This is a genomic window from Actinomadura miaoliensis, from assembly GCF_039536785.1.
Taxonomy (GTDB): Bacteria; Actinomycetota; Actinomycetes; order Streptosporangiales; family Streptosporangiaceae; genus Spirillospora; species Spirillospora miaoliensis.
This window is the reverse complement of sequence record NZ_BAAAZG010000047.1, coordinates 158,747-172,344: the sequence shown is the minus strand read 5'-3', so window position 1 is coordinate 172,344 and position 13,598 is coordinate 158,747. Positions and strand designations below refer to the sequence as shown.

Genomic DNA, 13,598 nt, shown 5'->3' with positions numbered 1-13,598 from the left:
ATACGACGAAAACTTGGTATGCGATCATGGTGTGATCCACGTCCCCCTTCGTGCGTTGAGGGTGATGCGCGTGTCCGGCGCCCTGGTACGTCGCTCGGAATCGTTTTCGCCCTCCCTGGCCTGGGCCGGGATCCTCGCCGCGCTCGCGTTCGCCGTGTTCGGGCTGGGCCAGGCGGTCCGCGAGGACCGCGCGGCCGACCGCGTCGCCGCCGGTGACGGCCGTGCGGGCGTGTTCGTCGCCGAGTCGCGGAGCTGCGGTCGCGGCGGCTGCTCCTGGTACGGGACGTTCACTCCCGGGGGCGCCCCGAATGCCGGCACCCCCGGCATCCGGCTGCGCGGCGTGGACGCGGACGCCGTCGCCCGCGACGAGCGGGTTGCCGCACTCGACGTGGGGGCACGTGACTTCGTGTACGCCGCGGACGGCTCCCCGGACCGGGACGAGGCCGTCTCGGCACTGCTGTTCGGCCTGGTGTTCGGCGCCCTGGGTCTCGCCGGAGCGGCGATCATGCTCCGGCGGACGCCGTGGGCCGAACTGCCCGAGCGGCTACGGCATTTCGACGCGGCGGACACCGTGCGCGCGTGGGCCCGCGACCTGCTCACCCCGGACCGCTGGGGGTGGAGCGCCCGGGGCCCGTCCGCGGTGCCGGTGAAGATCGTGCGAGCGCCGCTGCGGACGCTCGCCTGGGCGATCGCCTATCCGTTCGTGCTGCTGGTGGCGATCGTCTCCGTCGGCGCGGGCGTCGGGCTGTTGCTGGACGACACCCCCGCCGATTTCGAGATGCGCCTGATCAACCTGTGGCTCGTCGTCGTGCTGTTGCTGCCCGCCGCACTGGCGGCGCAGATCGGCCGGATGCTGCTGCTGCGGCCGAGGCTGCGGGTGCTCGGCGACGAGATCGTCATCCGTGACAGCGTGCTGCTGTGGAAGGCGGCGCGGCTCCGGCGTGAGGACGTCGCCGCCGTCCGTCCCACCGGCGACGGCCCCGGCGGCCACCTGGGCGTCGGCGGGCATGCCGAACTGACGCCGTTCCGGGAACCGCTCAACCTCGACCTCCTGCTCCGCACCGGCGTGCGCCTGCCCGGACGGCGCCGCAGATGGGGCAACTGGCTCTGGCTCCTGCATCGGGGCCTGGACCGGCGCCTGGCCGACCGCCCTCTCGTGCCGCGGCGCGGCGAGCAGTACCGCCGGATCTCCCTGCGCGTCCGCGACCCGGAACGGGTCGCCGGCGACCTCCAGCGCTGGCTGGGGGTTCCGGAGACCTCGCCCCGCCGACCGGGCTTCGAACCGGCCGACCATTTCCTGCGGGGCAGGCACGCCGTCCACGACGGAACCGGCGACCAGTCCCTCACGATCAAGGGGACGTCTCCGCAGCCCGTGCTCGCCGAGATCAGCAACGACGGCGCTCCCCGCGTGCGCGTCCTCGCCGGCCGCAGCGGCCTGCGCCAGGGGGCCCCGCTGGCGTCGGTCCCCCGCGGCGCGTCCGCCGCCCGGCTCGTCGTCGACGGCGAGACGCGGCTGCGGGTCAAGGCGGCGGGCGCCTGGACGGTCACGCTCGGCGGCCCGGAAACGGCCCGCGCGTTCGACCGGACGATCTCGGGCCGCGGATCCGACGTCGTCAGGTACGAGGGGCCGCCGGGAATCGGCATCCTCACCGGAGGCGGCCGGGAGGTCGGGGAGATGCTCCTGCGCGGCTCCGATCTCGCCCTTCGCCACAGCCTGGGTCAGGTCGTCCCCGCCGAGCGGCGGGGAACGGAGCCGGCCGCCCTCGCTTCCCTCTGTTCGTTCGCCGTCCCGTCCGGAGCCGTCCTGGAACTGCGCGCGGACGGCGACTGGAACATCGAGATCCTGCCGCTGCGGCAGATACCGGGCACCCCGGACCTGCTGGAAGGGCCGGGAGCGGACCACGTCCACACGTTCGACGATTCCGTGCAGGGCGCCCACCCGGCGGTGCTGCTCTACACCGGCCCCTCGGCGCGGCTGGAGACGTCCTACCTGGGGAAGGGCGCCTTCGCCGTCCACCGCCTCACCGAAGGGCTCGCACCGGCTGGCACTGGCGGCGACGAGCCGATCGACCTGCAACCGTGGACGCTGCTCCAGGTCAGCACCGACGGCCCCGGCCGCTGGCGCCTGCGCACGACCGCCGTGGGGAGCACGGCTCGCCCCGCCGCATCAGGACTTCAGGAAGGCTCGCCCTCGCGGTGACGGCCGGTACCCGTGCTGAGGCTCTCCCCGAGCCCGAGTTCCTTCCGGGTCACCACTGCTCGGCGCTCTCCTCGGCCAGCCGCACCAGACCGGAGTCGGTGCGCTCGTAGCGGTTCATCACCGACAGCGGCGGCGAGTACACGTGCACGCTCACGGCGGGCGCCGTGGAGGTGTTGCGCACGTCGTGGATGTAGTCGGGGCCGAACGCGCGGGTCTGCCCGGTGCCGACCTGCCGCGTGCCGCCCAGGTCGTCCTCCTCCAGCTCGCCCAGCGCGACGGCGAACGCGCCGCGCGAGCCGCCGTGGTCGTGCAGGCCGGTGGCCTGGCCGGGCAGCCAGCTGATCAGCCAGACCTCGTGCTCCTCGTCCTGGTGCAGACGCTCGTACCAGCGCCCGTCCGGGTTGAGCCGCACGCGCCACAGCCAGTCGCCCGGGGCGGCGGCCAGGGCGCCGGCCATCTCGGCCAGCTTGTTCGCGGCGGGCGCGGTCGTGCTCACGGTCATCTGCTCTGGGTCCCTTTCCTCGTCGCTTCGGCTCGGCTCAACGCACGGCGCGGCGACACAGATCGCTGGCCTGCCGCCGGAAGTCGACGTGCAGGCGCGACCAGAGAGGAAGTCCGGGACGCATGGCGACCAGCATACCGCTTTCCGGACCATGCCAGTCGGAATTGTGGATTGCCCCTTCCGGCCCCCGGGGCCGGTCGCCGGACAGGAGGACGGCGCCCGCGCGCAGCCACTTCTCGATCATGGTGCGATCGGCCCGTCCGGCGGGGAGCCCGGGGTCGTCGCCGATGAGGAAGGTCAGCGCCCGTCCGCCGGGCGGCGCGCCATGTCAGTACGACGTCGCCGCGCCGTCGCCGATCCGACAGCGGCGATCCCTACGGTCGATCCCGGCACAGCAGGCGAGTCAGTTCGTACCGCAGCCATCGGAAGGTGCACATGAGGAAACCGAAGGCCGTCACCGCCACCCTGCTCCTGGGAACGGCCGTTTCGATCGGCTCGACGATCGCGGCGGGAGCCGCGTCCGCCGAGACGACCCCGTCCGGCCGGGACTACTCGATCCAGGGCATCTACGAGGCCAGGCAGTATCCGCCGACCAACGCGGGCTTGACGTCCTGCCGGTACGACGCCTCCGTGATCCAGGATGGATCGACCGGAGCCTGGTGCGAATATCACGGCTTCCACGACTACACGAAGGACCACTGGGCGCTGATGGTCAACGAGGGAACCGGCTGAGTCCGGACCGCCTGTGGCGCCGACCATGCCGGTGCGCGGACCGGCGTGGTCGGCGCCGCGGCTTTCGCCATCACCTGTCCTAGGGTGGGCGGATGGTGACCTTCCGGGTCGATGACGTCGTGCCCGCCGCCGAGGCCCTCCCCACGCGGCCGCTGGGCGAACGGTTCACCGATGCGCTGCTCGTCGGCGGCGATCCGGCGCTGCCGGTCCTCGCGCCGGACGGGGTGCATCCGCTGCTCGGTGCCGCCGCGCGGGCCTTCGCCGACCACCGGCCGCTCGTGCTGTCACCCGACGCGGTGTGGCTGACGATCCTGCAGGGTGTCGCCCAGCACGTGCGCCTGCACGCCGAGGAACTGCGTCCGCGGCTGGTGAGCCACGCCGGCCGCAAGCGGATCACGGTGGTGCTCGACGGACCGATACCGCAGGACGCGGATTCGTGGCAGAACGTCGTGGAGCTGTTCGGCGAGCTTCTGGCCGGGGAGATCGACGACGCCGACGTGTTCGAATGCGACTTCTCCACCAGCACCGACGTGGAGCGGACGGCCGGACGGATCGTCCTGCTGGACGCCTACTCGCCGTACTTCTCGCTGTGGATGACGTCCGTCTGCGGCATCCCGTCGATCACCCTGACCGGCACGGTCGAGGACTGGCGGAGGATCCGGGCGCGGGTCGACGCGATCGCCGGGTTCGGCCTGGAGACCTGGTGCCGGTCGCTCGCGCCGATCGCCGACCAGTTCGTCCGGGCCGCGGCGGGTGACGTGGACACCGCGTTCTGGCGGCGCGTCTACAACCCCGCCGACGCCTACGGCGGCGAGGTCATCACCGGCTGGATCGCCCGGCTGTACCCGTACCTGACCGGTGACGGCGTGGCCGACCGGCCGAACCCGTTGCTGGAGCTGCCGATCGGCGAGCCGCGCGACGTCACCGTCGACGGCGCGGTCTACGGCGGCCCGGGGATCCGCAGCGACAGCGTCCCCGCCACCCTCTCGCGAGTGCGGATCGACCTCAACGACCGGCTGGGCGGCGGCAACCGATCCGTGGCCCTGCACGCCGGCCTGGTCGGCGTCGCCCAGGACGACGACGGCGCGCTGCGCCCGGTCGCCGGCTGGTACCTGGCGCCGGCGACGGCCGAGATCGACGACGTGGTCGACCGGATCATCCGCGACCACGACACCACCTCGCCGCAGCCGCACTTCCTGTCCGACCTGCCCGCCGACGTGCTGGCGGTCTACCGCCGCATCGGTTCGGCGACCCTGTTCGACGGCGCGTGGCGGCTGCGCCCGGTCAGCGAGCTGAGATGGGTGTGGCGCGGCCAGGACCACCCTCCGATCGTCACGATCATCGACCTCGCCGACGGCCGGAGCCTCGGCGGCGCCGTCGACTTCGCCACGCAGACGGTCCACTGGGTCGTCTGCCGCATCGGGAAGCCCGTGACCGGCGACGACCTGTGGCTGGCCGACGCCCCCGGCGACGTCCCCGTCTACGGCACCTCGCTGGCCCTGCTGCTGGAAGCCGCACTGGACACCGGCGGCGACATCACCCACCTGGAAACCGGCCGCCTCGACCGTCTGGCCGCCTCACGCCAAGACGTCAGGTGAACAGCGCGGCCAGCAGCCCGGCGGCGTCGGCCGGGGCACGTGCCTCCAGACGCACCACCGGACCGTCCAGGTGAAGACGGAAGTCGAAGAACGGGCAGCACCGTTGCTCGTCGGCGGCGAGCGCGGCGACGGCGGCCGTGCGATCGGCGGGCAGCGTCAGCCGCACCCCGTCGTCGATCTCCTCCCGTTCGGCGCCGTCCAATACTTCCCGCCATCGCCCGGCGCGTTCGGCCATGCCGTCGCCGGACAGCGAGCACGCCACCGGTTCGCGGCGCCACCGCTCACCCGTCCCCGCGGGCGGGCCGGAGCCGGGGAAGCCGCACCGCGGATCGCACCGCCGCGACCGGTCCGGCAGCGCGTCCAGATGCGCCAGGGCCCGGCGCAGCGAGACGGTCAGAGCGGTCAGCTCGGCGACGCGGCGCTCCACCTCGGTCAGCCGGGCGGCCACGCGCGGCCGCAGCTCGGCCTTGACCTCGGCGCACGCCCCCGCCGCCCACACCCGCAGCAGTTCGGCGATCTCCTCCAGCGGCAGGCCCAGGTCCTTGGCCGCGCCGATGAACGCCAGCCGCTCGACGGCGTCCTGCCCGTAGACGCGGTATCCCGCGGGTGTGCGGTCGGCCGGCAGCAGCCCCGCGGACTCGTAGAACCGCAACGTGGTGGCCGGGACACCGGTCCGTTCGGCCAGCTGGGATATCCGCATCGTCGTCATGTCCCGACGCTAGACCTTCGACCCGGCTCGAAGGTCAAGCCGCAAGCGCGCGGGGCCGGTCACGAGCCGTCGGGGCCGGGTGGCGAGGCCAGCGCACGCAGCACGTAGGGCATGACGCCGCCGTGGAGATAGTGCTCGACCTCGCGGGGGGTGTCGAGCCGTACCCGCGCCTGGAACGTGACGTCTCCGGCGTGGACGGTGACGTGCGGGGGCACGACGCCGTCGTTGAGGGCGGACAGACCGGTGACGGTGACGGTCTCCTCGCCGGTCAGGCCGAGTTCGTCGGCACCCTGGCCGGGCGGGAACTGCAACGGCAGGATGCCCATGCCGACCAGGTTGGAGCGGTGAATGCGCTCGTAGGACTCGGCGATGACCGCCTTGACGCCGAGCAGGGCGGGGCCCTTGGCGGCCCAGTCACGGGACGATCCGGTGCCGTAGGCGGCTCCGGCGACGACCACCGTGGGGACGCCCGCGTCCCGGTAGGACAGGGCCGCCTCGAAGATGGAGGTGACCCTGCCGCCGTCCAGGAAGTCGCGGGTGAGGCCGCCCTCGGTGCCGGGGGCGACCTGGTTGCGCAGCCGGACGTTGGCGAAGGCGCCGCGCATCATGACCTCGTGGTTGCCGCGGCGCGAGGCGTAGGTGTTGAACCGGTCGGGGGTGACGCCGAGCCGGGTCAGGTGCCGGCCGGCCGGGCTGGCGGGAGGGATGGCTCCCGGCGGTGACATGTGGTCGGTGGTCACCGAGTCGCCCAGTTTGACCAGGATGCGGGCCCCGACGATGTCCTCGGCGGGGCGCGGCCGGGACGTCAGGCCGTCCAGGTAGGGCGGGCGGCGGATGTAGGTGGACGCCTCGTCCCAGGGGAAGGTCTCCGACTCCGGCGCGTCCAGGCGCCGCCACCGGTCGTCGCCGCCGAAGACGTCGGCGTAGCGGCGGGCGAACATCGCCGGTTCGAGCGACGACGCGACGACGTCGCGGATCTCGGCGTCGGCGGGCCAGATGTCGCGCAGGTGGACGGGCCGGCCGTCGGAGCCGACGCCGAGCGGCTCGGTGAGCAGGTCGACGTCCATCGTCCCGGCGATGGCGTAGGCGACGACGAGCGGTGGGGACGCCAGGTAGTTCATCGCGACCTCCGGCTGGACGCGTCCCTCGAAGTTGCGGTTGCCCGACAGCACGGCGGCCACGGTGAGGCCGTGTTCGCGGACCGCCCGGGAGACCTCGTCCACCAGTGACCCGGACGCGCCGATGCAGGTCATGCAGCCGAACCCGGTGAGGTGGAAGCCGAGCGCCTCCATGTGGCGGGTGAGATCGGCCTTGGCGTAGTAGTCCATGACGACCCTGGACCCCGGAGACAGGGTGGTCTTGACCCAGGGCCGCCTGGTCAGGCCCCTGGCGGCGGCGTTCCTGGCCAGCAGTCCGGCCGCCACCATCACGGCGGGGTTGGAGGTGTTGGTGCAGGAGGTGATCGCGGCGAGGGCGACGGTGCCGTGGCCGAGGCGGTGTTCGGTCCCGTCCAGCACCACCGGCACGCCGGACGCCGCGTCCGCCGAGCGGGGCAGCGAAGCCCGGAACGAGGACTTGGCGGCCGTGAGCGGCACCCTGTCCTGCGGGCGGCGCGGCCCGGCGATCGACGGGACGACCGTGGACAGGTCCAGCTCGACCTCCTCGGTGAAGGCGATCCGCGCCGAGGGGTCGTGCCACATCCCCTGCTCCTTGGCGTACGCCTCCACAAGGGCGACCTGGTCGGCGTCGCGGCCGGTGAAGCGCAGGTAGCGGAGGGTCTCCTCGTCGATGGGGAACAGGGCGCAGGTCGAGCCGTACTCGGGGCTCATGTTGGAGATGGTGACGCGGTCGGCGACGGGCAGCGCGGTGACCCCCGGGCCGTGGAACTCCACGAACTTGGCGACCACGCCGTGCCCGCGCAGCAGCTCGGTGATCGTCAGCACCAGGTCGGTGGCGGTGGCGCCGGGCGGCAGCCGTCCGTGCAGCCGGACGCCCACGACGGCGGGCAGCGGCATGGCGATCGACTGCCCGAGCATCGCGGCCTCGGCCTCGATGCCGCCGATGCCCCAGCCCAGGACGCCCAGCCCGTTGACCATGGTGGTGTGCGAGTCGGTGCCCAGGCAGACGTCGGGGAACGCCCACCCGTCCCGCACCATCACCACGCGCGCCAGGTGCTCGACGTTGACCTGGTGCATGATGCCCGTGCCCGGCGGGACGACGGTGAAGTTCCGCAGCGACTTCTGTCCCCATTTGAGGAACCGGTAGCGCTCGCGGTTGCGTTCGTATTCGAGTTCGGTGTTGCGGGCCAGGGCGTCCGGCCGGCCGAACACCTCGGCGATGACCGAGTGGTCCACCACCAGTTCGGCCGGGATCAGCGGGTTGACGTGGGACGGGTCGCCGCCCAGGGCGACCATGGCGTCGCGCATGGCGGCCAGGTCGACCAGGGCCGGCACGCCGTTGGTGTCGTGCAGGAAGACCCGGGCGGGCCGCAGCTCCAGCACCTGCGATGCGGCCCGGTCCGGTCGCCAGTCCGCGAGCGCCCGGACGGCGGAGGCGGAGGCGGCGCCGTCCTGGTGGCGCAGCAGGTTCTCCAGCACGATCTTCAGGCTGTACGGCAGGTGCGCGGGGGCGAGGTCGGCGACGCGGTGGATGAGCAGCCGCCGGTCCCCCACGCGCAGCGTCGCGCGGGTGCCGAACGCGTCGTGCGCGGATGCGACCGTTGCGGTGGGGGCGGAGCTCATGGTCTGCCTGCCTCTCCTGGTGGTTGTCGGGTTGTGGACGGTCAGTGGGGGCGGGGGCCGTCGGGGATGCCGTCGGGGAACGCCGGTGCGCAGAATCTGTTGACGTGCCCGCCTTCTGTTAGGCACTCGGCGGCCACGGCCTTCCAGGCCGCGTAGTGCGGGGCGGAGCGGTGCTCCCGGTAGAACGCCGCCTCGTCGCGGTAGATCTCGTACAGGACGAACTCGTACGGGTCTTCGGCCGTGCGCAGCACGTCGAACCGCAGGCATCCGGGTTCGCGGCGGCTGGCTCGCGCGTTGGCCTGGATACCGGCAAGGAACTCGTCGAGCCTGCCGGGCCGGACCCGGAGCGTGACGATCACGACGAACATCGGGGCTCGGCCTCCCGCGGGTCGGGCAGGCCGAGCATGTCCGCCGCGTCGATGCCGCACGAGCGGGCCAGGCGGTCCAGGTCGCGGCGGGTCTTGGCGGGCAGCGCGACCCCGTGACGTGCGGCGTGCTCGGCGTTGCGGTCCTCGATCTCGCCCGGGTAGAAGATCTCGTCGACGCCGGGGGCGCGCGGGACGGCCTTGGTGAGGCCGATGAGGTCGTCCAGACGCCGGTCGAACTCCTGCCGGTCCATGAACGCGTCCACCCGCAGGGCGATCAGCAGATGGCCGCAGCCGCTGCGCCGGTCGGGCACGTAGGGGCCGGTGACGCCGGTGGCATAGGAGCTGCCGGTCAGGACGCCCGACAGCACGTCCATCATGAAGGAGATGCCGTAGCCCTTGTGACCGGCCATGGGCAGCACCAGGCCGTCGAGGGCGGTCCGCGGGTCGGTGGCCGGGGCGCCGTCGGGTCCGATGGCCCAGCCGTCCGGCAGGGTCTCGCCGCGTTCCAGGGCCGCGTAGATCTTGCCGCGGGCGACCGTGGTGTTGGCGATGTCGAGAACGACACCGCCGGGCACGGCGATCGACCAGGGGTTCGCGCCGACCGTCTTGGCCCGCCCGCCCCAGGGCGCCATGGCGGGGCTGCCGTTGGTGGTGAGGATCGCGACGCAGCCCTCGTCCGCCATCATCCGCGTGAAGTAGGCGGCGGTGCCGAAGTGGTTGCTGTCGCGGACGGCGACCGCGCCGACGCCGTGTTCGCCGGCGCGGCGCACGGCGTCGTGGGCCGCGCGGGCGGTGACGACCTGGCCGACGCCGTCCCGGCCGTCCAGCACCGCGACGGCCCCGGCGTCGACGACGGTCGCCACCTCGGTCACCGGCCGCATCGCTCCGGAGCGGATGCGCTCGACGTACCAGCCGAGCCGCAGCATGCCGTGGGACGGGTGGCCCCACATGTCGGCGGTGACCAGGCTGTCGGCGACCAGGGCGGCGTCGTCGCGCGGGACGCCGACCGAGGTGAGGATGCGGCTGCCGAGCTCCACCAGGTCACGGACGGGGACGGTCATCAGCGGCTCCCGGTGGGCGTGCCGTGCCGGGCGTGCAGGCCGGCCACCTGCTCGGGGGTCAGCGGCCGGGTGGGATGGTCGCGCAGCAGCAGCCACAGGCGGGCGGTCTCCTCCAGCTCCTCGATGGTGTCGGCGGCGGCGGCCAAATCGGCGCCGGCGACCACCGGGCCGTGGTTGGCCAGCAGGAAGGCGTGGGCGGTGGCGGCCGTGCGCTCGGCGAGCGGCTCCAGCGCGGTGTCGCCGGGGGCGTGGTAGGGCAGCAGCGGCAGCCGTCCCACCCTCATCGCGTAGTAGGCGGTCAGCGGCGGCAGCGCGTCGTCGGGATCGACCCCGGCGTGACACGACACGGCGACCGAGTAGGTGCTGTGCAGGTGGATCACGGCGCCCGCGCCGGGCCGGGCCCGGTACACGGCGGCGTGCAGGAACGCCTCCTTGGACGGGCGCGGCCCGGACAGGTGGGTTCCGTCGAGCCCGACCAGGGCCAGGTCCTCGGCGCTCAGCGACGCCAGCGACCCGCCGGTCGGGGTGACGAGGAACCCCTCGTCCACGCGGACGCTGAGGTTGCCGGTGCGGCCGTGGGTCAGCCGCCGCGCGAACAACGACGCCCCCAGCGTGACGATCTCTTCACCGATCATTCGGTCTCCTCCATGGCCCGGACGAACAGGTCGTCGCGGCCGAAGTTGCCGGACTTGAGCAGCAGCGCGAGGCGGGGTTCGCCGGTCGTCAGGCACCAGGGCACGCCGCGGTCGGCCTCGCCGGTCACGATGACCGAGCCGATCCCCAGGCCCCGGACGACCGCGCCGGAGGTCTCTCCCCCGGCCACGACGATCCGGCGGACGCCCAGGCCCACCGCGTGCCGGGCGGCCTCGGCCAGCGCCTGCTCCAGCACCTCGCCGGCGCGGGCGTCGCCGCGCTCCCCCGGCGCGGCCGAGGAGTACACCATGACGGGGCCGCGCCCGGCGTGGGCGTCCAGCCATGCGCGTACTCCGGCGGCCAGTTCGTCGGGGGCGCCGTCTGGGGCGAGCCGATAGGACGGGAACACCTTGCGGGCGTGCTCGACCTGCCCGAGCGTGGCGGCGGAGCAACTGCCGCTGAGCACGATGCCCGGCCCGCGCGACAGCGGCGGCGTCTCCTCCCGCTCGACGGCGCCCGCGCCGGGGAGCAGGTGCCCCACCGCGCGGGCCAGCCCGGCGGCACCGGTGACGACCGGCAGGTGCGCGGTTCCGGCGGCCAGGGCGGTCAGATCCTCGTCGCAGGTCGCGTCGGCCACGACATGGCGGACTCCCCGCCGTCCCAGCTCGTCCAGCGCGGCGCGGACGGCGGCCCCACCCCGCCGGACCGTCCGCAGCGGCAGCAGGCCGACGGGATGCGGGGTCTGCCGGGACAGCACGGCCACCAGGTCGGGGTCGGTCATCGGGGTCAGCGGATGGTGCCGCATCGGCGACTGCGACAGCAGCCGGTCACCGACGAACAGATGTCCCTGGTAGACGGTGCGGCCGTGCTCGGGGGCGGCGGGGCACACCACCGTCTGGACCGTCCCGGCGGCGTCAAGCACGGCGTCGACGATCGGGCCGATGTTGCCCTCGTCGGTGGAGTCGAACGTCGAGCAGTACTTGACGTACACCCGGGGCACGCCGTGACCGGCCAGCCACTCCCGCACGGCCAGCGACGCGGACACCGCCTCGGCGACCGGCGCCGTCCGCGTCTTCAACGCCACCACGACCGCGTCGCACTCCGGCGGCGGCGTGTCCGCTTCCGGTCGTCCGAACAGCAGCGCGGTGCGCAGCCCCGCCCGCCGCAGCGCGGCCGCGACGTCGGTGCCGCCGGTGTAGTCGTCGGCGACGCACCCGAGCAGCGGCCCCCGTTGCGGTGCGACGGTCATGACGCCGCCGCCGAAGTGAGCAGCCGGTGCCGCAGTGCCCGCGCGGCCATGAGCGGCGGGCTGAGCACGGGGATCGACAGCCGCTCGGCCAGCGCGGCGTGCACCGGGGTCAGCGAGTACTGGCCGATCACGAACGCGTCCACCGTCCCGGTGTGGGCGTCGGCCGCGGCGGTGAGGGATTCCAGCAGCCGGTCATGGTCGCCCGCGGACGCCGCGTCGGCCGCTCCGGCGGCGGTCACGCCCACCACCCGGGTCGGCGCCGCCCCGGGCGATCCGGCGGTGCGGGCGAGCACGGCCTCCAGGCGCCGCACCGAGTCGGCGACGGCCGAGTCCAGCGAGCCGAGCACCGCCACCCGGCGCGGCCGCCGTGCGGCGACGTCCTCGAACATCGCCTCGTCCGAGCCCGTCACCGGCACCGGGTACAGCTCGCGCGCCACGTCCACGACCGGCCCGTACATCGAACACGACAGCAGGACGGCGTCCGCGCCGCCGCGGACGGCGTAGTCGATCAGGGCGAGCATGCGGCGGCGCAGCGCGGGTGTCATGCCGCCGGCGGCGTCGGCGTCGGTCACCAGCCGGTCGTCCAGCAGGTGCCACGGCCGCGCCTCCGGGAAGCCGTCCCGCAGGCCCCGGGTGGCCGGGGCCATCGAGGCGGGGGCCGCGTTGACGACCGCCACCGTGAACGAGGTCCGCTCCGCTGACATCACAGCCGCTTGATGGTCGCCGCGACCGACTGGGCGAACTCGCGGGTCCCGGTGGCGCCGCCCATGTCGGGGGTCTTGGTGCCGGCCCGCACGGTCGCCGCCACCCCCTGCTCGACCAGGGCGGCAGCGGTCCGCAGCGCCTGGTCGTCGTGGCGGCCGCCGAGCCACTCCAGCAGCATCGCGGCCGACAGGATCATCGCCGTGGGGTTGGCCTTGTCCTGCCCGGCGATGTCGGGGGCCGAACCGTGCGCGGCCTGGGCCATGGCGCGCTCGTGCGAGGCGTTGATCGACGGTGCGATGCCCAGCGACCCGGCGATCTCCCCCGCCAGGTCGGACAGGATGTCGCCGAACATGTTCTCGGTGACCACCACGTCGAAGTCGGCGGCCCGGCGCAGCAGGTGCACGGTCATCGCGTCGATGTGGTAGTCGTCCACGGTCACGTCGGGGTAGCCGGCGGCCACCTCCCGGCACACGTCGCGGAACAGGCCGGTGGTGAGCCTGAGGACGTTGGCCTTGTGCACGATGGTGACCTTGCCGCGGCGCCGGCGCGCCAGCTCGAACGCCTGGCGGGCGATGCGTTCGACCGCCGGGCGGGTGACGATGCCCATCGCGATCGCCACGTCCGGGGACGGCATGAACTCGCCGGTGCCCTTGTAGGTGCTGCGGTCGGCGTAGAAGCCCTGGGTGTTCTCGCGGACGATCACCAGGTCGGTGCCCGGCACGATGGCGTCGGCGTCGTCGAGCGCCTTGGCGGGGCGGATGTTGGCGAACAGGTCGAAGTGCTTGCGGATGGTGCCGCTGGGGTTGAGCTTGGAGCGGTGCGGCTCGGGGTAGGCGGCGCTGTCGTGCGGCCCCAGCAGCCAGCCGTCCAGTTCCGCCAGCGTCTCCAGGGTCGCGGCGGGGACGGCGTCGCCGTGCTCGTCGATGGCCGCGCGTCCCAGCGGCAGCTCGATCCATTCCACGGCCCCGGCGCCGGCGGCGGCGAGCGCGGCGTCCACGACCTGCACGGCCGCGGGGACGATCTCGGGTCCGATGCCGTCGCCCGGCAGGACGCCGAGACGGTAGGTGTCGGTGGTCACAGTGGTGGTGTCCTTCGTGTCA

General features: G+C 73.6%; 13 protein-coding genes. 3 read left to right on the top strand and 10 right to left on the bottom strand.

Annotated elements, in window-relative coordinates; all coding sequences use genetic code 11:
- Positions 1–70: 70 nt before the first annotated feature.
- Entirely contained in the window at positions 71–2,200 is a 2,130-nt protein-coding gene (locus tag ABD811_RS30085; RefSeq protein ID WP_344954512.1) for a hypothetical protein, read from the top strand.
- Between the two features lie 49 nt (positions 2,201–2,249).
- On the opposite strand, the gene ABD811_RS30080 is transcribed toward ABD811_RS30085, so the two are convergent.
- Both ABD811_RS30080 and ABD811_RS30075 read right to left on the bottom strand, forming a co-directional pair.
- Positions 2,250–2,702 carry a cysteine dioxygenase gene (locus ABD811_RS30080; protein ID WP_344954510.1) on the bottom strand — a complete coding sequence of 151 codons (453 nt, stop codon included), beginning with the start codon at positions 2,700–2,702 and terminating at the stop codon, positions 2,250–2,252.
- A gap of 37 nt (positions 2,703–2,739) precedes the next feature.
- On the bottom strand, positions 2,740–2,946 hold the full coding sequence (locus tag ABD811_RS30075; protein ID WP_344954508.1) for a hypothetical protein: 207 nt from the start codon (positions 2,944–2,946) through the stop codon (positions 2,740–2,742).
- A gap of 191 nt (positions 2,947–3,137) precedes the next feature.
- Here ABD811_RS30075 and ABD811_RS30070 point away from each other — a divergent pair, with 191 nt between their 5' ends.
- Complete coding sequence (locus ABD811_RS30070) at positions 3,138–3,434, top strand: hypothetical protein (protein ID WP_344954506.1); 297 nt, start codon at positions 3,138–3,140, stop codon at positions 3,432–3,434.
- Positions 3,435–3,526: 92 nt separating this feature from the next.
- Positions 3,527–5,032, top strand: coding sequence for a DUF4419 domain-containing protein (locus tag ABD811_RS30065; RefSeq protein WP_344954504.1), 1,506 nt, complete (start codon positions 3,527–3,529; stop codon positions 5,030–5,032).
- Here ABD811_RS30065 and ABD811_RS30060 read toward each other — a convergent pair.
- Genes ABD811_RS30060 through ABD811_RS30025 form a run of 8 tightly spaced genes read right to left on the bottom strand, consistent with a single transcriptional unit; the run spans position 5,025 to position 13,576 of the window.
- Positions 5,025–5,741, bottom strand: coding sequence for a MerR family transcriptional regulator (locus ABD811_RS30060; RefSeq protein WP_344954502.1), 717 nt, complete (start codon positions 5,739–5,741; stop codon positions 5,025–5,027). The two genes, ABD811_RS30065 and ABD811_RS30060, sit on opposite strands and share 8 nt — an antisense overlap.
- Before the next feature lie 59 nt (positions 5,742–5,800).
- Positions 5,801–8,482, bottom strand: a complete 2,682-nt coding sequence (acnA, locus tag ABD811_RS30055; RefSeq protein ID WP_344954500.1) for an aconitate hydratase AcnA — start codon at positions 8,480–8,482, stop codon at positions 5,801–5,803.
- A gap of 41 nt (positions 8,483–8,523) precedes the next feature.
- Positions 8,524–8,850, bottom strand: a complete 327-nt coding sequence (locus ABD811_RS30050; protein ID WP_344954498.1) for a putative quinol monooxygenase — start codon at positions 8,848–8,850, stop codon at positions 8,524–8,526.
- Positions 8,838–9,911 carry an Ldh family oxidoreductase gene (locus ABD811_RS30045; protein WP_344954497.1) on the bottom strand — a complete coding sequence of 358 codons (1,074 nt, stop codon included), beginning with the start codon at positions 9,909–9,911 and terminating at the stop codon, positions 8,838–8,840. Before ABD811_RS30045 ends, ABD811_RS30050 begins: the two co-directional genes overlap by 13 nt.
- On the bottom strand, positions 9,911–10,546 hold the full coding sequence (otnC, locus tag ABD811_RS30040; RefSeq protein ID WP_344954495.1) for a 3-oxo-tetronate 4-phosphate decarboxylase: 636 nt from the start codon (positions 10,544–10,546) through the stop codon (positions 9,911–9,913). The genes ABD811_RS30045 and otnC overlap by 1 nt, the downstream gene beginning before the upstream one ends.
- On the bottom strand, positions 10,543–11,793 hold the full coding sequence (gene otnK / locus ABD811_RS30035; protein ID WP_344954493.1) for a 3-oxo-tetronate kinase: 1,251 nt from the start codon (positions 11,791–11,793) through the stop codon (positions 10,543–10,545). The genes otnC and otnK overlap by 4 nt, the downstream gene beginning before the upstream one ends.
- The gene (locus tag ABD811_RS30030) at positions 11,790–12,497 is read right to left on the bottom strand and encodes an aspartate/glutamate racemase family protein (RefSeq protein ID WP_344954491.1); all 708 of its coding nucleotides are present in this window, start codon (positions 12,495–12,497) and stop codon (positions 11,790–11,792) included. Before ABD811_RS30030 ends, otnK begins: the two co-directional genes overlap by 4 nt.
- On the bottom strand, positions 12,497–13,576 hold the full coding sequence (locus tag ABD811_RS30025) for an isocitrate/isopropylmalate dehydrogenase family protein (RefSeq protein ID WP_344954490.1): 1,080 nt from the start codon (positions 13,574–13,576) through the stop codon (positions 12,497–12,499). The genes ABD811_RS30030 and ABD811_RS30025 overlap by 1 nt, the downstream gene beginning before the upstream one ends.
- Positions 13,577–13,598 lie beyond the last annotated feature (22 nt).